The sequence below is a fragment of the Variovorax sp. genome, assembly GCF_035634955.1.
Lineage (GTDB): Bacteria > Pseudomonadota > Gammaproteobacteria > Burkholderiales > Burkholderiaceae_C > Variovorax.
Genome location: NZ_DASQBZ010000015.1, coordinates 186,780 through 202,098, shown reverse-complemented (window position 1 = coordinate 202,098; position 15,319 = coordinate 186,780). Strand labels below are relative to the sequence as shown.

Sequence of the window (15,319 nt, the reverse complement as noted above, 5' to 3'; positions counted from 1 at the left end):
ATGGACATCAGCAGTCGAACCGCAGTGAGGTCGCGCGAAGTCTGGCGACAGCCTTGAACTGTCGATGGCCTCTCGCAGACAGCGATCGTCCGGAGCGTTCTCTGCCGGCTCGCCGGACGCCTGGCCAGAACCGGCTCTCGACATATTTCTTTCCGAGGAAATTGCGCCGCCGCCACTGCCGCCACTGCACGCGGCAGGCGTCGCGATCGAAAGGATTGTCAGCACCGTCCGCAACAAGAAAATGCGCTGACGAGAGCAGCCGCCCTGCTCGGAATTCATGTTTTTCTCTGTGTTCGAGTCGAAGTAACTGTGAAGCCTAGGTTCGTCTTTGATGTCGAAGCGGAACTATTTCGCCATCCGCAAAAATGGGACACTGAATTGACGATTCAAGCTTCAACCATCGAGGAAAAGATCACTTGAGACTGTTCCAACGCGGCCAGCGCTCCCTGTTCGGCGAGATCCTCGACTGGATGCTCACGCCGCTTTTGCTGCTCGTGCCGGTCAGCATCGGCGTGACATGGCTGGTGGCGCAGGGCATTGCCAACCGGCCGTTCGACCGCACGCTCGAGTTCAACGCCCAGACGCTGGCCCGGCTCGTGACCTTCCAGAACGGATCGCTGCAGTTTCACCTGCCGCAGGCCGCCAGCGAGCTCCTGCGCGCCGACGACACCGACCATGTCTACTACCAGGTGCTCAGTGCCGACGACGAGCTTCTCGGGGGCGACGCCGACGTGCCGCGGCCGCCGGACGAGGCGGATGACGGCGAGGTGATCGTGCGCGACGACACGATGCGCGGCCAGACCGTGCGCGTGGCCGCGACCTGGGTCGAACTGCGAGGACCCGACGGCGCGGCGCGGCGCGTGCAGGTCCAGGTGGCCGAGACACGCGAGAAGCAGCGCGTGCTGGCCGCCGAGATCATCAAGGGCGTGCTGTTGCCGCAGTTCGCCATCCTGCCGCTGGCCATCCTGCTGATCTGGCTGGCGCTGGTGCGCGGCATCAAGCCGCTGTCGGAGCTGGAAGACCGCATCCGCGAGCGGCGCTCGGACGACCTCAGCCCGCTCGACGACAGCCAGGTGCCGGTCGAGGTGGCGCCACTGGTGATGTCGGTCAACGGCCTGCTGATCAAGCTCAAGGAAACGCTCGCCACGCAGAAGCGCTTCCTGGCCGACGCGGCGCACCAGCTCAAGACGCCGCTGGCAGGGCTGCGCATGCAGGCCGACCTGGCGCTGCGCGAAGGCACCAACGCGGACGACCTCAAGCAGTCGCTCAAGCACATCGGGCGCTCGAGCATCCGCGCCACGCACACCGTCAACCAGTTGCTGTCGCTGGCGCGCGCCGAAGGCGGCATCGGTGCGCTTGCGCCGCAGATGTGCGACTTCGCCCGGCTGGCCATCGAGGTGGTGCGCGAGGCCGTCCCGCGCGCCCTGGACCGGCGCATCGACCTCGGCTACGACGGCCACCAGCCCGGCGCGCCGGGCGTGCAGCTGCAGGGCCATCCGACGCTGCTCAAGGAACTGGTGCGCAACCTGCTGGACAACGCCATCAACTACACGCCGTCGTCGGCGGATCACCCGGGCGTGATCACCGTGCGGGTGCTCGGCGACCCGTTCGGCAAGGTGCTGCTGCTGCAGGTGGAGGACAACGGCCCGGGCATCGCCGAGGCCGAGCGCGAACTGGTGTTCGAACCGTTCTACAGGGTGCTGGGCAGCGAGGCGGACGGCTCCGGGCTCGGCCTGCCGATCGTGCGCGAGATCGCCGACCGGCATGCCGCCCAGGTCAGCCATGAAGAGGCCCATCCTGGCCGGCAGCCGCCGGGCTCGCGCTTTACTGTCCGTTTCGAACTGGCGCGGGAGCGCTAGGCGCCGGCGCCGGGCGGATCACCAGCGCCTGCGGCCGGATCTGCTGGGACATGCGCTGCGGCTCGCGCTCGGTCAGGCTGGCCGGCACGTAGCCGAACGCCGCAAGTGCCCCTTCGGACCAGGCAAAGTACAGGCCGTTGGCCAGCAGGAGCACAACGAAAAGCAGGCGCAGCACGGCGTCAACCCTGGCGTGGTGCCGACGCCGCCCGGGGCCGCACGCTGACTTCTGAACTGGTGATCGCTTCCATTGCCTGGCCAGTATGCACGAGCAGTTCACCGCCCGGCCCGACGCCGGCGCAGCGGCCCGAGCGGCCGTCGCTGAGCTGGACGTCGCGCCCACGCAGCGTGTCGCGCCGGGCAAAGCGCTCGGCCAGCGGTGCGAACCCGGTCTCGGCGAATGCGAGCACCGCCTGCAGCAGCGGCGCAGCCACTTGCAGCAGGGCGCTCTGGGGGGAGGCTTGCGGCTGCCATTCGCGCAGCCATGCCGGCGCGGTGCTCATGCCATCGGTTGCCGGCCGCGCATCGATGTTGAGGCCCACGCCGATCACCAGTTGGCGCTCGCTTCGCGCCGACTGGCCGCCACCGGCGGTCTCGATCAGGATGCCGCCGAGCTTGCGACCTTCGAGCCAGAGGTCGTTCGGCCACTTCAGCGCCAGGCCGGCGGCACCGTCCGGGTCGAGGCTTTCGGCCAGCGCGATGCCGACGGCCAGCGACAGGCCCGACCAGTCCCGCGGCGCCAGCGGCAGGCCGAGCGAGAAGGTCAGCGAAGCGGGCTGGTCCGCGCCGAGCGCGCTTTGCCAGGGCCGGCCCATTCGGCCGCGCCCGGCCGTCTGCCGGTCGGCCACCAGCAGCACCGGCTCGCAGCGGCCGGCGCGGGCGCGGCGCATCAGCTCGGTGCTGGTGGAATCGACCGCGTCCAGGTGTTCCGCCCGGCACGCCGGCAGCAGCGCGCCCAGTTGCGCGTCGAGTGTTGCAAGCGGCCAGTCGGCAGCGGCCACGGCGCTCAGCCCTTCTTCCTGGACGACTTTTTCTTGTCCTTGGATTTTTCCTTGTCCTTGCCCTCGAGCTTTGCCTTGCCCTTGGACGACTTCGACTTGGCCTTCTTCTTTTTCTTCTTGTTCTTCTTGCCCTCGTCCTCGCGCGGCGACAGCAGCGTGCCGCGGCAAGTCTCGGCGCCGCACCAGCAGGGGAATTCGGCCAGCAGCTCGGGGCTGTATTCTTCGTCGTCGATGATCAGGCCGTAGTCGTAATTGAGTTCCTGGCCGGCCGGGATGTCGCGCAGGGCCTTGATGAAAATGCGTCCGTCCTGCTCGTCGGCCTCGCAGTTGGGATTGCAGGAATGGTTGATCCAGCGGGCGACGTTGCCGTTGACCCCGCCGTCGATCACGTGCTCCTCATCGACGTGGAAGTAGAAGGTATGGTTGGGCTGCGACGGATCGTGCGGGTGGCGGCGCAGCGCCTCCGGCCAATCGATCACCTCGCCCTTGTACTCGACCAGCGTTTCGCCGGCTGCCAGGTCTTGCGCGGCAAACACGCCGTTGCCATGGACGGCCGAGCGGCGCATCTGGATGCGACGACCGCCGGTCTGTGTGGATTTGGAAGGCATCGCCGAAGTCTGGTAGTTTGAATAAATAGGCCTGCGCGCGTATGTGCACACATGCGCACGCGAGCGCGTAGCGGCAGATTGTAGAGAGAGCTCAGATGACAAAGACATTGGTTATTGCGGAAAAGCCGTCGGTGGCGCAGGACATCGTGCGCGCGCTCACGCCGGTGGCCGGCAAGTTCGACAAGCACGAAGAGCACTTCGAGAACGACAGGTACATCGTGACCAGCGCCGTCGGCCACCTGGTGGAGATCCAGGCGCCGGAGGAGTTCGACGTCAAGCGCGGCAAGTGGAGCTTTGCCAACCTGCCGGTCATCCCGCCGCGCTTCGACCTCAAGCCGGTCGAGAAGACCAAGACCCGCCTGAACGCCGTGGTGCGCCAGGCCAGGCGCAAGGACGTGTCGGCGCTGGTCAACGCCTGCGACGCGGGCCGCGAGGGCGAGCTGATCTTCCGCCTGATCGAGCAGTACGCCGGCGGCGCCAAGGCCGATGGCAAGGGGCTTGGCAAGCCGGTGCAGCGGCTGTGGCTGCAGTCGATGACGCCGCAGGCCATCCGCGACGGCTTCGATAGCCTGCGCAGCGAACGCCAGATGCAGGGGCTGGCCGATGCCGCCCGCTCGCGCTCGGAAGCCGACTGGCTGGTGGGCATCAACGGCACCCGTGCCATGACCGCCTTCAATTCGCGCGACGGCGGCTTCTTCCTGACCACCGTCGGCCGCGTACAGACGCCCACGCTGTCGGTGGTGGTCGAACGCGAGGAGCAGATCCGCAAGTTCGTCAGCCGCGACTACTGGGAAATCCACGCCGTATTCCAGGCCGAGGCCGGGCAATACCCTGGCAAGTGGTTCGACCCGGCCTGGAAGAAGGCGAACGCGCCGCTGCTGCCCAGCGGGGAACCTGACCCGGAACAGCGGGCCGACCGCGTGTGGAACGCGCGTGACGCGCAGGCCATCGCCGAGGCGGCGCGCGGCCAGCCGGCCAGCGTCACCGAGGAAAGCAAGCCCACGACGCAGGCCAGCCCGCTGCTGTTCGACCTGACGTCGCTGCAGCGCGAGGCCAACAGCCGCTTCGGCTTCTCGGCCAAGACGACGCTGGCGCTGGCGCAGTCGCTCTACGAGCGGCACAAGGCGCTGACCTATCCCCGGACCGACTCGCGGGCGCTGCCGGAAGACTACCTGCCCGTCGTGCGCGACACCATGCAGATGCTGGCCGGCAGCGGCATGCGCCACCTGGCCCCGTTCGCACAGCAGGCGGTGGACGGCAACTACGTCAAGCCGAGCAAGCGGATCTTCGACAACGCGAAAGTCTCGGACCACTTCGCCATCATCCCGACGCTGCAGGCGCCCAGCGGCCTGTCGGACGCGGAACAGAAGCTCTACGACTTCGTGGTGCGGCGGTTCCTGTCGGTGTTCTTCCCGAGCGCCGAATTCCAGGTGACGACGCGCATCAGCACGGTCGAGCGCGAAGGCCGCAGCTATGCCTTCCGTTCGGACGGCAAGGTGCTGGTCAAGCCGGGCTGGCTGGCCATCTACGGCAAGGAGGCCGTCAGCGACGACGACGAGAAGGACGGCAAGAACCTCGTGCCGGTCAAGCCCGGCGAGCAGGTGCTGACCGAATCGGTCGATGCCAAGGGCCTGAAGACGCGCCCGCCGGCGCGCTACTCCGAAGCCACGCTGCTCGGCGCCATGGAAGGCGCCGGCAAGCTGATCGACGACGACGAGCTGCGCGAGGCGATGCAGGAGAAGGGCCTGGGCACCCCGGCCACGCGCGCCGCCATCATCGAAGGACTGCTGGCCGAGAAGTACATCCTGCGCGAAGGCCGAGAACTCATTCCCACCGCCAAGGCCTTCCAGCTCATGACGCTGCTGCGCGGCCTGGGCGTGGAGGAGCTGTCCAAGGCCGAGCTCACCGGCGAATGGGAATACAAGCTCGCGCAGATGGAGCACGGCCAGCTCAGCCGCGACGAGTTCATGCGCGAGATCGCCGAGATGACGCGCCACATCGTCAAGAAGGCCAAGGAGTACGACCGCGACACGGTGCCCGGCGACTACGCCACGCTGTCGACGCCCTGCCCGAACTGCGGCGGCGTGGTGCGCGAGAACTACCGCCGCTACGGCTGCATCGGCAAGCCCGGCCAGGAGCCGTGCGGCTTCTCCTTCGGCAAGTCGCCGGCCGGTCGCACCTTCGAAGTGGCCGAGGCCGAGGCGCTGCTGGCGGACAAGCGCATCGGCCCGCTGGAGGGCTTCCGCTCCAAGGCCGGCTGGCCATTCACCTCCGAGATCGTGCTGCGCTACGACGAGGAGGCGCACAACTACAAGCTGGAGTTCGACTTCGGCGACGAGAAGGACCCAGCCGAGACCGGCGAACTGGTCGACTTCTCCGACCAGGCGCCGTTGGGCAACTGCCCCAAGTGCGGCGCCCGCGTGTTCGAGTTCGGCAGCAACTACCTGTGCGAGAAGTCCGTGCCCACCGCCGCCCAGCCGGCGCCGAGCTGCGACTTCAAGACCGGCAAGGTGGTGCTGTCGCAGCCGGTAGCGACCGAGCAGATCCAGAAGCTGCTGCGCGACGGCAAGACCGACCTGCTCGACAAGTTCGTCTCGATGCGCACGCGCCGGACCTTCAAGGCATTCCTGGTGTGGAATCCGGAGGAAGGCAAGGTCACCTTCGAGTTCGAGCCGCGCACCTCCAAGTTCCCGCCGCGCAAGACTGCCGCGGCCCGGCCCGCCGCCGCGGCGGCGAAGAAGGCGCCGGCAGCGAAGAAGACCGCCGCGAAGAAGACGGCGGCGAAGTCGCCTGCCGCCGCCGCGCCGAAGGCACCACGCAAGACCGCCGCCGCCTCGAAGCTGCAGCCCGACGCCGCGCTTGCCGCGGTGATCGGCAGCGAGCCAGTGGCCCGCACCGAGGTGATCAAGAAGCTGTGGGAATACATCAAGGCCAACAACCTGCAGGACCCCGCCGACAAGCGCAAGATCAACGCCGACGCCAAGCTGCTGCCGGTGTTCGGCCAGGCGCAGGTGGGCATGTTCGAACTGGCCGGCGTGGTCGGCAAGCACCTGGGATGACGTCGACATGAGCGCTGCACTCGCCACCCCCGGCTACGACGACGTCGTGGCAGCCGCCGGCCGCATCGAAGGTCATGCGCACCGCACGCCGGCGCTCACCTCGCGCGGCCTGGACGCCGCCGCCGGCGCGCAGTTCTTCCTGAAATGCGAGAACTTCCAGCGCATGGGCGCCTTCAAGTTCCGCGGCGCGTTCAACGCCCTGTCCTGCTTCGACGCCGCGCAGCGCAAGGCCGGCGTGGTGGCGTTCTCGTCGGGCAACCATGCGCAGGCGATCGCGCTGTCGGCGCGGCTGCTGGGCATGCCTGCCACCATCGTGATGCCCAACGACGCCCCAGCCATGAAGGTGGCGGCGACCAGGGGCTACGGCGCCGAGGTCGTGCACTACGACCGCTACACCGAGGACCGCGAGGAAATCGGGCGCCGGCTGGCGGCTGAGCGGGGCCTGACGCTGATTCCGCCCTACGATCATCCTCACGTGATCGCCGGGCAGGGCACCGCGGCCAAGGAGCTGTTCGAGGAATGCGGCCCGATGGACGCGCTGTTCGTCTGCCTCGGCGGCGGTGGGCTCCTGTCGGGCAGCGCGCTGGCCGCGCGTGCGCTGGCGCCGTCGTGCAAGGTCTACGGCGTCGAGCCCGAGGCGGGCAACGACGGCCAGCGCTCGCTGCGCGAAGGCCGCATCATCCACATCGACACGCCTCGGACCATTGCCGACGGCGCGCAGACGCAGCACCTGGGCGAACACACCTTCGCCATCATCCGGCGCGACGTGGACGACATCCACACCGCGAGCGACGCCGAGCTGGTGGAGGCCATGCGCTTCTTCGCCGAGCGCATGAAGATGGTGGTCGAGCCGACCGGGTGCCTCGGCTTTGCGGCGGCCCGCCGGCTGGCCCCTTCGCTGGCCGGAAAGCGCGTCGGCGTGATCATCAGCGGCGGCAACGTCGACCTCAAGCGCTTCTGCGAGCTGGTGGGCTGAACGCCCGCCCTCAGCGGCCGGCCGCCTCGGCCTGGTCGAGGAAGGACGAGATCAGCGGCGCCACCTCGCGCGCCCGGGTCAGCAGGAAGAGGTGGCCATCGTCGACCACGCACAGCCGCGCGCGGGGCAGCAGCGCCGCCAGCATGCGCGCATTGACCAGCGGCACCAGCGGGTCGTCGCTGCCCGCCATGACGAGCACCGGCTGGCGCAAGCGCCACAGCCAGGGCAGGCTGGTCCAGCCGACCATGGCGAGCAACTGGTAGCGGTATCCGGCCGGGTCGCCGCCGCTCGCCAGTTCGCCGAGCAGGCGCAGGGCTTGAGGGTCCGAGCGCATGCGGCCGCCGTAGATCTCGGGCGCGATGCGCGACAGGTAGCCCTTGTCGAGAAGGCGGCGCGGGCTGGCCAGCTTCATCAGCACCGAGGGCCGGGGCGGGACCATGGTGGCGCCGCCCGTGGAGGTGGCCGCCAGCACCAGGCGCCCCACGCGCCGCCCATACTGCAGCGCAAACTGCTGCGCCAACGCGCCGCCCCAGGAAATTCCGAGCACGTCCACCTGCTCGACGCCGAGGCGATCGAGCAGCCGGCGCGCCAGCTGGGCGAGCCAGAACAGGCGATAGGGCCGCCCCGGCGCGGGAGACTGGCCGGTGCCGGGCACGTCGAAGGCGATGGTCTCGCGCCCGGCCAGGCAGGCCATCAGCGGCCCGCACAATTCCAGGTTGGCGCCGATGCCGTTGAACAGGAGCAGCGGCCTTCGGCCGGCGTCGGCGGGCGCGGCCCGGTCGCGCGGCCGGATGCCCACGCGCAAAGCCTGCCCGTCGATGTCGATGGTGCCGACGTGCAGGCCGTAGGACGGGTCGACCTCCACGCCGCGCAGGCGCTCATACGCGGGCCCGGTGACGGCGTCCGGGATCCGGCGGAACGTGGAATCTGTCATGAGGAAGGAGCCTGGCCTCGGGATGGATGCATTCGGGAGGCGGCGGCTTCCTCGCCTCAGTGGCGCAGCAGCGCCTGGCGCAGCAGGCGCGACGCGCGATCGCGCACCTTGCCGGGCAGCCCCCGCGGCCGCGGGTGGCGCAGGGTGCGCGCCATCAGGCAGGCGTTGAGGAAGTCGTGCAGGATGGCCGTGTCGTCCATCGTGTGGACCGGCCCGTCGACGCGATGGAACTCGGGGTGCCACTGTGTCGCCGCGATGTAGCCTCGGCCGCCCTCGCCGGGGCGGCGACGGATGGCCTCCGGCACATGGTCCGGATAGCTCCAGGCCTCCACGTCGAAGCCGGGCGCCAGGTGCTTGATGCCCTGGTGATGGATGCTGTTGACCCGGGCGTGCGTCACGTCTGGGTAGAGCTTGGACAGCCGCGAGCCTTCGACCAGCTCGACGTCGTGGAAGTTCTGGTCGTAGCTGATCGGGTCGCGGTGCTGCAGGGCGTTGGGGTGCTGCGTTTCGATGTCCTGGTACAGCGTGCCGCCGAACGCGACATTGATCAGCTGCAACCCGCGGCAGACGCCGAACACCGGCTTGCCGGCCTGCTCGAAAGCTTCCACCACGGCCAGGTCGTACAGGTCGCGCACGCGGTCGCCCATCCAGGCCTCGCGCAGCGGCACCTCGCCGTAGGTACCGGGCCAGACATCGGCGCCGCCGTGCATGACGACCCCGTCGAGCCATTCGGCGTAGTGCGTCAGGCTGGTGTCGCCGCGCGCGGTCTCGCCGGTCGGGCAGGGCACCATGACGACCATGGCGCCGGCCGACATCAGCCAGTGCGCGATCGACTGCTCGACGTACTGCAGGGTCTTGTTGGTGAAAAGCGACCGCGCGGGATCGGCGTGCTGGAAGCAGGCCGACAGGCCGATCTTGAGGCGGCTGGCAACGCTTTGAGTCATCCCGTGGCGGCTCCGGCGGGCGGGCGAACTGTTGTTGAAACTTGAGTTGGATTGTGGCGCGTTCGCCGGGTCGATGTTGTAGGCATGCGCCCTGCCGGCTGTACGAGGAGACCGTTTTCGTGCTTTGCGCAACGCATGGCGCACGCGCGTTCTCCCATGGATCGCGGCGCTATGCTTTTCATAGCATCGAAGCAAAACCCCGCAAAGCGCCGGAGCCCCCGTCCAGCAAGTGTCCAAGCCGCCGCGCGATGCGCGATGGGCGCCTATCGGTTATCATTGAGGGTTGGCTCGAGCGCGCTAAGTCGACGCTAACGAAGACTACGGGCGGCACGCCGCATTGAATGCTGGCAACCCGCAAGCGACCTGCAGGCCAAGCTGCGGGAGGAATTTTGCAAAGGGATTGAATGCCTAAGGAAGAACTGATCGAAATGAGCGGTTCGGTGACAGAAGTGCTGCCGGATTCCCGCTACCGCGTGACATTGGACAACGGCCACCAGCTGATCGCCTACAGCGGCGGCAAGATGCGCAAGCACCACATCCGCATCCTCGCGGGTGACAAGGTGTCGCTCGAACTGTCCCCCTACGACCTCACCAAGGGCCGGATCACGTTCCGCCACCTCGAGCGTCGTGCGCCGGGCACCGGCCCGACCCCCGGCGGCGGCAACCACCACCGCCGCTGAGCCTTCGCGCCGGCATGAAGGCGTGCGCCGACCGCGCTTGTCGAGCCCGACCCCCTGCGTCGGCAGCGCTGCGGCGTGAGTAGAACGGCTGGCGGCTCACCCGCATCCGCCTGGGTGATGCTCCTGGCGCTGTGCAGCGCCTTTGCCCTGAGCCAGTCATTTCGTACCGTGGCGGCCATCCTGGCGCCCCCGCTGCAGGCCGAGTTCCACCTTTCCGCGCAGCAGCTCGGCGTCTTCGCCGGTGCATTCCACTTTGCGTTCGGCGCGCTGCAGTTCTTCATGGGCATGGGCATCGACGTGCACGGCCTGCGCCGCACCGTGCTCGTTGCCTTTCCGTTCGCCATGGCCGGCGCGCTGCTGTCGGCGCTGGCGCACAGCTTCCCGATGCTCGTGCTCGGCCAGGTATTGATCGGCGTGGGTTGCGCGCCGGCATTCCTGGTGTGCACCGTGTTCATCGCCCGCCACTTTCCGCCCGAGCGATTTGCCTCCGTGTCGGGCCTGACGATGGGCGTGGGTTCGATCGGCATGCTGCTGACCGGCACGCCGCTGGCCTGGCTGGTCGACGCGGCATCCTGGCGCGCCGGCTTCATCGCGCTGGCGCTGTGCTCGCTGGCCGCATGGCTGCTGATGGCCTGGAAGGTGCACGAACCTGCGCTGCCCGCGCACGGGCCGGCGCCCTCCATGTGGGACGCGCTCAAGAGCTATGGCGCGCTGTTCGCGCTGCCGCACACGCTGGGCATCCTGCTGCTGGCCTCGGTGACCTACGCCGCGTTCATCTCGCTGCGCGGGCTGTGGCTCGGTCCGCTGCTGGTCGAGCGGCACGGCTTTTCGCTGGTGCAAAGCGGCAACATCGCATTGATCGTGTCGGTGGTGGGCATGTTCGGGCCACCCTTGTTCGGCCGCCTAGACCCCGGGCCGGCCAGCCGCCGGCGCTGGATCGTCGGCTTCACGGCAGTGGTGGCGGCCGGCTTCCTGCTGATGGCCCTGGCGCCGACGGCAACGGTCGACGTGGCGGTGATGCTGCTGGTGGGCGTCCTGTCGGGCTACATCGTGCTGCAGTACGCCGACACCAAGGCCGCTTATCCGCCCGAGATGGCCGGCCGCGCCCTGGCCCTGTTCACCATGGCCATGTTCCTGGGCGTGGCCGTGATGCAGTGGTTCACCGGCGCCGTCGCCTCGTGGGCCAAGTCGCATGGCCTGGACCCTTTCTTCGCGGTGCTGCTGACGATTGCCGCACTGCTGGCCGCCGGCGCATGCGCGTTCGCCTGGTTGCCGCGGCCGGCGCCTCAGCCGTCCGCCGGCGCGATCGGGAAGGGCCGGCTCCAGTAGCGCGAGCCGCCTTCGCCGAAGCGCCACGGCTGTTCCACGGCCTTCGAGATCCCGATGCGCGGCCCGACAACGAGTGCAGGCGCCGCGCCGTCGACCGCAAGCAGGCGAAAGGGCGCAGCATCCAGGCGCTTGCCGTTGAACATCGGGTCGATCGCCAGCGCCTGGCCGACCCGGCCCGGCCCGGCGCACAGCAGCCGCTCGTCCTGGACGCCGCGGCGCCGATGCATGGTGGCCAGCCCATGGGTCGGCTCCAGCGCGCGGATCAGCACGCCGGCGCCGTGCCCCGCTTCGCGGCAGACGAAATTCAGGCACCAGTGGATGCCGTACGACCGGTACACGTAAGCGCGGCCGGGCGGCCCGAACATGGCGGCGTTGCGCTGCGTCGGTCCGGCGAAGGCGTGCGAGGCCGGGTCATCGCGGTCGTAGGCCTCGGTCTCGACGATGCGGCCGCCCACGCCGTCGACGAGCAGCGTGACGCCGATCAGCCGCCGTGCCACTTCGTGCGCATCGGCGCCGAAGTCGATGCCTGCAATCGGCCGCACCACGTCAGGCCACCTTGCGCGCCGCGCGGCGCTTGGGCGCAGGTTTCGGCGTCGGCTCGACCACGACAACGGGAAAGTCCGGCAGCGGCCGATGCGCGATGCGCTCGGCCTTGTCGAACGGCACGCCCAGTGCGCGCAGCACGCAGGCCGACATGGCGGCCCCGTGCCCGGCCGGCGCCAGCCCCATGGCCACGCTGCGCATGGCCTGCATGCCGGCACCGCCAATGAGATCCATCGCCACCGGCTCGCTGGCGATGCGGAACGACTTCTGGCGCACGCCCAGCCGCAGGTCGGCCAGCACGTACTGGAGGACGTGCGCCATCAGTTCCGGGACGGTGGCGGCCACGTCCAGCATCAGCATCGCCCAGGCCGGCGCGACCTCGGCAAGCCAGACGTAGCGGCGCCCGCCGATGGCCATGCGTTCGGCGCCGTCCTTCACGCCGGTCTGGCTTTCCACGATGCGCTGGCACAGCGTCGTGGCCAGCCGCACGGCGACTTCGCGCTGCACCTCTTCCTTCGTCTTGAAATGGTTGTAGACGGTGCCGGTGGTCACGCCGGCCACGTCCGCGATTTCCTGGACGGTGGCGCCGAGCACGCCCCGCGCGGCGAACACCTGGATCGCCGCCCCGGCAAGCTGGGCGCGCGTGCGCTCGCGCTTGGGCATTCCTGGCGCGAGGCTGGTCAAGCCATAGGCCAAAGGTGGGGGCAGTGGCGGCATTGACGGTGTTAATGAATTCTGACTAATATTCATTTTTGAGTGTTGCGTTCAATTTTCAACGACATCATCAAATTTAAGGATAACAGCAATGTCTCCGCCGCCCAGCCCCGATCTTCGGCTCTGCTACCTCGTCTTCGAGGACCCCGCAGGCAACGCCGGCGCGCGGGAGGCATCATGACGCGCGGCCGACGCTGGCTGCGCCGTGCGGGCGTGGCGCTGGCGGTGCTGGTGGTGCTGGCCGGCGCCGGCCTGTTCGCTGGCGAGCACATGGCCGAGCGGCGCCGCACGCGCGTGGTCGACGTGCCGGTGCAGGCCGTGGCGTTGCGCGACGACGAGGCGGCCATCGCCCGCGGTCGCTACCTCTTTGCCTCGCGCGGCTGCGTCGACTGCCACGGCGCGCAGGGCAATGGCCGCGTCTTCATCGACGACGGCAAGGGGCTGCGCATCGCCGGGCCGCACATCGCGCCCGGGCCGGGCAGCGTGGTCGCCGGCTATGCGGCCGAGGACTGGGTGCGTGCGATCCGCCACGGCGTCAATCCGCAGGGGCGGCCGCTGATGGTGATGCCGAGCGAAGACTACAACCGCTTCACGGACGACGACCTCGCCGCGCTGGTGGCCTATGTGCGGCACATGCCGCCGACGCAGGGCGGCAAGGCGGTGATCGAGATGCCCCTGCCGGTGCGGGTCGCCTACGGTTTCGGCCTGATGCAGGACGCCGCAGCCAAGATCGACCATGCGCGCGCGCCGGAGAAGCCGGTGGCCGACGCCGTGTCGCTCGAGCACGGCGCCTACGTGGCCAACATGTGCCTGGGTTGTCACGGCGCGGCCCTGGCCGGCGGCCGCATTCCGGGCGGACCGCCGGAGTGGCCGGCGGCTGCCCGCCTGGCGCCGGGCGAAGGCTCTGCCATGCCCCGCTACGGCAGTGCCGAGGCCTTTGCCGCGATGTTCAAGTCCGGACGCCGGCCGGACGGCTCGGCGATCCAGGTGATGCCGTTCGACTCGCTGTCGCAGATGAACGACGTGGACGTGCGCGCGCTGTACCTGTACCTGAGCAACCTCCCCGCGCGCTCCGGCGGTTGAGCAAGGCGCCCTCGGCAGGCGCCGGCGGCGGCGCTGCGAGACAATGGCGGCCATGCAAATCACCAAAGACTCCGTCGTCACCATCAGCTACAAGGTGAGCGACGCCGCCGGCAAGCTGATCGAGCAGAGCAAGACGCCCATGGCCTACCTGCACGGCGGCTACGACAACACCTTGCCCCGGATCGAGGCCGCGCTCGATGGCCAGTCCGTCGGCTATGCCACGACGCTGGCGCTGGCGCCCGAAGACGCATTCGGGCTGCGCGACGAATCGCTGGTGCGCACCATCCCGAAGTCCGAGTTCCCGCCCGGCGTGAAGGTCGGCGGCCAGCTCCAGGGAACGACCGACGGGGGCGAACCGCACGTCTTCTACGTCCAGAAGATCAAGGGCGACCAGGTGCTGCTCGACGGCAATCATCCCTGGGCCGGGAAGGCCCTGCGCTTCTCGCTCAAGGTGACCGGCGTGCGCGCCGCCACCGCCGAGGAGATCGCGCACCGCCACGTGCACGGCGAACACGGCCACCACCACTGAGGCGATATGTCTGCATCGCCCGTTCTGAACGCTCAGCGGCTGGGCTTTCCCTGGCCGACCATCGACCCGTTCCTGTTCTGCGTGCACCATGACGACGCCTACCCGCGCGGCAATGCAGCCATGGGGCCTGACACGGCCCTGGCCGGACGCGAGATCGGCCAGGACTTCAGCCGCAAGGACGGCTGGAGCATGTACCACGGCGAGGTGGTGCCGGGCTTTCCCGCGCACCCGCACCGCGGCTTCGAGACGGTCACGATCGTGCGCCAGGGCCTGATCGACCACGCCGACTCGCTCGGCGCTGCCGCACGCTTCGGCGGTGGCGACGTTCAGTGGCTGACGGCCGGCGCGGGCATCGTGCACGCCGAGATGTTCCCCTTGCTGCGCGCAGATGCGCCCAATCCGCTCGAACTGTTCCAGATCTGGCTGAACCTGCCGGCCGCCAGCAAGATGGCAACGCCGCACTTCACGATGTTCTGGTCGGAAGCGATTCCGCGGTTGCGCCTGCACGATGCGGCCGGCCGCGAGACCGAGATCGCCTGCATCGCCGGCCGGCCGGAATCGGCAGCGGACGATGCCGCCCCGGCCCCGCTGGCGCCGCCGCCCGATTCCTGGGCGGCACAGGCCGACGCGGACGTGGCCATCTGGACCCTGCGCATGGCGCCCGGCGCCCGATGGACATTGCCGGCCGCCCGCGCGACCGGCACGCGCCGCATGCTCTACTTCTTCAAGGGCGGCGTGCTGAGTGCCGCCGGCCAGGCGATCGAGGGGCCGGCGGCCATCGAACTCGATGCCCGCGTCGCGGTGGAATTGGCCAACGGCGACGGCGCCGAGGCCGAATGCCTGTTGCTCCAAGGCCGCCCGATCGGCGAACCCGTGGCGCAATACGGCCCCTTCGTCATGAACACGCAGGCCGAGATCATGCAGGCCATGCAGGACTACCGGCGCACGCAGTTCGGTGGCTGGCCCTGGCCGGACGCCGCGCCGGTGCATGGCCGCGAGCCGGGGCGCTTTGCGCGCCATCCCGGTGGCAGGCAGGAAAAGCCGGCCGACCGGTAGAACCGCC

15 protein-coding genes are annotated in these 15,319 nt (G+C 69.1%); 8 read left to right on the top strand and 7 right to left on the bottom strand.

Translation table 11 applies throughout. From position 1 onward, the window contains the following. Positions 1-416 precede the first annotated feature (416 nt). Positions 417-1,859 carry a sensor histidine kinase N-terminal domain-containing protein gene (locus VES41_RS05865; protein WP_324814172.1) on the top strand — a complete coding sequence of 481 codons (1,443 nt, stop codon included), beginning with the start codon at positions 417-419 and terminating at the stop codon, positions 1,857-1,859. Here the strand turns inward: VES41_RS05865 and VES41_RS05860 are convergent. From VES41_RS05860 to VES41_RS05850, 3 genes are read right to left on the bottom strand one after another with little or no spacing between them, the layout of a single operon-like run. Continuing rightward, positions 1,825-2,034, bottom strand: a complete 210-nt coding sequence (locus VES41_RS05860) for a sporulation protein (RefSeq protein ID WP_324814170.1) — start codon at positions 2,032-2,034, stop codon at positions 1,825-1,827. The two genes, VES41_RS05865 and VES41_RS05860, sit on opposite strands and share 35 nt — an antisense overlap. 4 nt (positions 2,035-2,038) lie before the next feature. Then, positions 2,039-2,866, bottom strand: coding sequence for a biotin--[acetyl-CoA-carboxylase] ligase (locus VES41_RS05855; protein ID WP_414719059.1), 828 nt, complete (start codon positions 2,864-2,866; stop codon positions 2,039-2,041). Beyond that, positions 2,863-3,465, bottom strand: coding sequence for an SET domain-containing protein (locus VES41_RS05850; RefSeq protein WP_324814168.1), 603 nt, complete (start codon positions 3,463-3,465; stop codon positions 2,863-2,865). The genes VES41_RS05855 and VES41_RS05850 overlap by 4 nt, the downstream gene beginning before the upstream one ends. 95 nt (positions 3,466-3,560) lie before the next feature. On the opposite strand from VES41_RS05850, the gene VES41_RS05845 reads away from it, so the two are divergent. Together VES41_RS05845 and VES41_RS05840 are read left to right on the top strand one after the other, a co-directional pair. Further along, a complete protein-coding gene (locus VES41_RS05845) occupies positions 3,561-6,524 on the top strand; it encodes a DNA topoisomerase III (RefSeq protein ID WP_324814165.1) in 2,964 nt (987 codons plus the stop codon). A 7-nt stretch (positions 6,525-6,531) separates the two neighbouring features. Then, a complete protein-coding gene (locus tag VES41_RS05840; protein WP_324814162.1) occupies positions 6,532-7,500 on the top strand; it encodes a threo-3-hydroxy-L-aspartate ammonia-lyase in 969 nt (322 codons plus the stop codon). Positions 7,501-7,510: 10 nt separating this feature from the next. Here VES41_RS05840 and phaZ read toward each other — a convergent pair whose 3' ends face one another. Together phaZ and VES41_RS05830 are read right to left on the bottom strand one after the other, a co-directional pair. Beyond that, positions 7,511-8,434, bottom strand: a complete 924-nt coding sequence (phaZ, locus tag VES41_RS05835) for a poly(3-hydroxyalkanoate) depolymerase (RefSeq protein ID WP_324814159.1) — start codon at positions 8,432-8,434, stop codon at positions 7,511-7,513. A gap of 56 nt (positions 8,435-8,490) precedes the next feature. Further along, positions 8,491-9,378, bottom strand: coding sequence for a type 1 glutamine amidotransferase (locus VES41_RS05830; protein ID WP_324814156.1), 888 nt, complete (start codon positions 9,376-9,378; stop codon positions 8,491-8,493). A 404-nt stretch (positions 9,379-9,782) separates the two neighbouring features. Between VES41_RS05830 and infA the strand changes: the two genes are divergently transcribed. Next, the gene (gene infA, locus VES41_RS05825; protein ID WP_324814155.1) at positions 9,783-10,058 is read left to right on the top strand and encodes a translation initiation factor IF-1; all 276 of its coding nucleotides are present in this window, start codon (positions 9,783-9,785) and stop codon (positions 10,056-10,058) included. Between the two features lie 117 nt (positions 10,059-10,175). After that, positions 10,176-11,387 (top strand): MFS transporter, encoded by a 1,212-nt coding sequence (locus VES41_RS05820; protein WP_324814995.1) that lies wholly within the window; start codon positions 10,176-10,178, stop codon positions 11,385-11,387. Here VES41_RS05820 and VES41_RS05815 read toward each other — a convergent pair. Together VES41_RS05815 and VES41_RS05810 are read right to left on the bottom strand one after the other, a co-directional pair. After that, positions 11,345-11,932, bottom strand: coding sequence for a DNA-3-methyladenine glycosylase (locus tag VES41_RS05815; RefSeq protein ID WP_324814152.1), 588 nt, complete (start codon positions 11,930-11,932; stop codon positions 11,345-11,347). The genes VES41_RS05820 and VES41_RS05815 overlap by 43 nt on opposite strands. Before the next feature lies 1 nt (position 11,933). Continuing rightward, a complete protein-coding gene (locus VES41_RS05810) occupies positions 11,934-12,593 on the bottom strand; it encodes a TetR/AcrR family transcriptional regulator (protein WP_324814150.1) in 660 nt (219 codons plus the stop codon). 228 nt (positions 12,594-12,821) lie between these two features. Here VES41_RS05810 and VES41_RS05805 point away from each other — a divergent pair, with 228 nt between their 5' ends. From VES41_RS05805 to VES41_RS05795, 3 genes are read left to right on the top strand one after another with little or no spacing between them, the layout of a single operon-like run. Further along, a complete protein-coding gene (locus VES41_RS05805; RefSeq protein WP_324814148.1) occupies positions 12,822-13,727 on the top strand; it encodes a cytochrome c in 906 nt (301 codons plus the stop codon). A gap of 52 nt (positions 13,728-13,779) precedes the next feature. Continuing rightward, the gene (locus VES41_RS05800) at positions 13,780-14,256 is read left to right on the top strand and encodes a peptidylprolyl isomerase (RefSeq protein WP_324814145.1); all 477 of its coding nucleotides are present in this window, start codon (positions 13,780-13,782) and stop codon (positions 14,254-14,256) included. Between the two features lie 6 nt (positions 14,257-14,262). Next, entirely contained in the window at positions 14,263-15,312 is a 1,050-nt protein-coding gene (locus VES41_RS05795) for a pirin family protein (RefSeq protein ID WP_324814143.1), read from the top strand. Positions 15,313-15,319: the final 7 nt, after the last annotated feature.

What these genes read in the sequence shown, in the direction of transcription:
- phaZ (WP_324814159.1), bottom strand. Translation starts at nt 8,434, where the DNA reads ATGACAGATTCCACGTTCCGCCGGATCCCGGACGCCGTCACCGGGCCC.
- VES41_RS05850 (WP_324814168.1), bottom strand. Translation starts at nt 3,465, where the DNA reads ATGCCTTCCAAATCCACACAGACCGGCGGTCGTCGCATCCAGATGCGC.
- VES41_RS05805 (WP_324814148.1), top strand. Translation starts at nt 12,822, where the DNA reads ATGACGCGCGGCCGACGCTGGCTGCGCCGTGCGGGCGTGGCGCTGGCG.
- VES41_RS05830 (WP_324814156.1), bottom strand. Translation starts at nt 9,378, where the DNA reads ATGACTCAAAGCGTTGCCAGCCGCCTCAAGATCGGCCTGTCGGCCTGC.
- VES41_RS05795 (WP_324814143.1), top strand. Translation starts at nt 14,263, where the DNA reads ATGTCTGCATCGCCCGTTCTGAACGCTCAGCGGCTGGGCTTTCCCTGG.
- VES41_RS05840 (WP_324814162.1), top strand. Translation starts at nt 6,532, where the DNA reads ATGAGCGCTGCACTCGCCACCCCCGGCTACGACGACGTCGTGGCAGCC.
- VES41_RS05810 (WP_324814150.1), bottom strand. Translation starts at nt 12,593, where the DNA reads ATGCCCAAGCGCGAGCGCACGCGCGCCCAGCTTGCCGGGGCGGCGATC.
- VES41_RS05800 (WP_324814145.1), top strand. Translation starts at nt 13,780, where the DNA reads ATGCAAATCACCAAAGACTCCGTCGTCACCATCAGCTACAAGGTGAGC.
- VES41_RS05820 (WP_324814995.1), top strand. Translation starts at nt 10,176, where the DNA reads ATGCTCCTGGCGCTGTGCAGCGCCTTTGCCCTGAGCCAGTCATTTCGT.
- infA (WP_324814155.1), top strand. Translation starts at nt 9,783, where the DNA reads ATGCCTAAGGAAGAACTGATCGAAATGAGCGGTTCGGTGACAGAAGTG.
- VES41_RS05845 (WP_324814165.1), top strand. Translation starts at nt 3,561, where the DNA reads ATGACAAAGACATTGGTTATTGCGGAAAAGCCGTCGGTGGCGCAGGAC.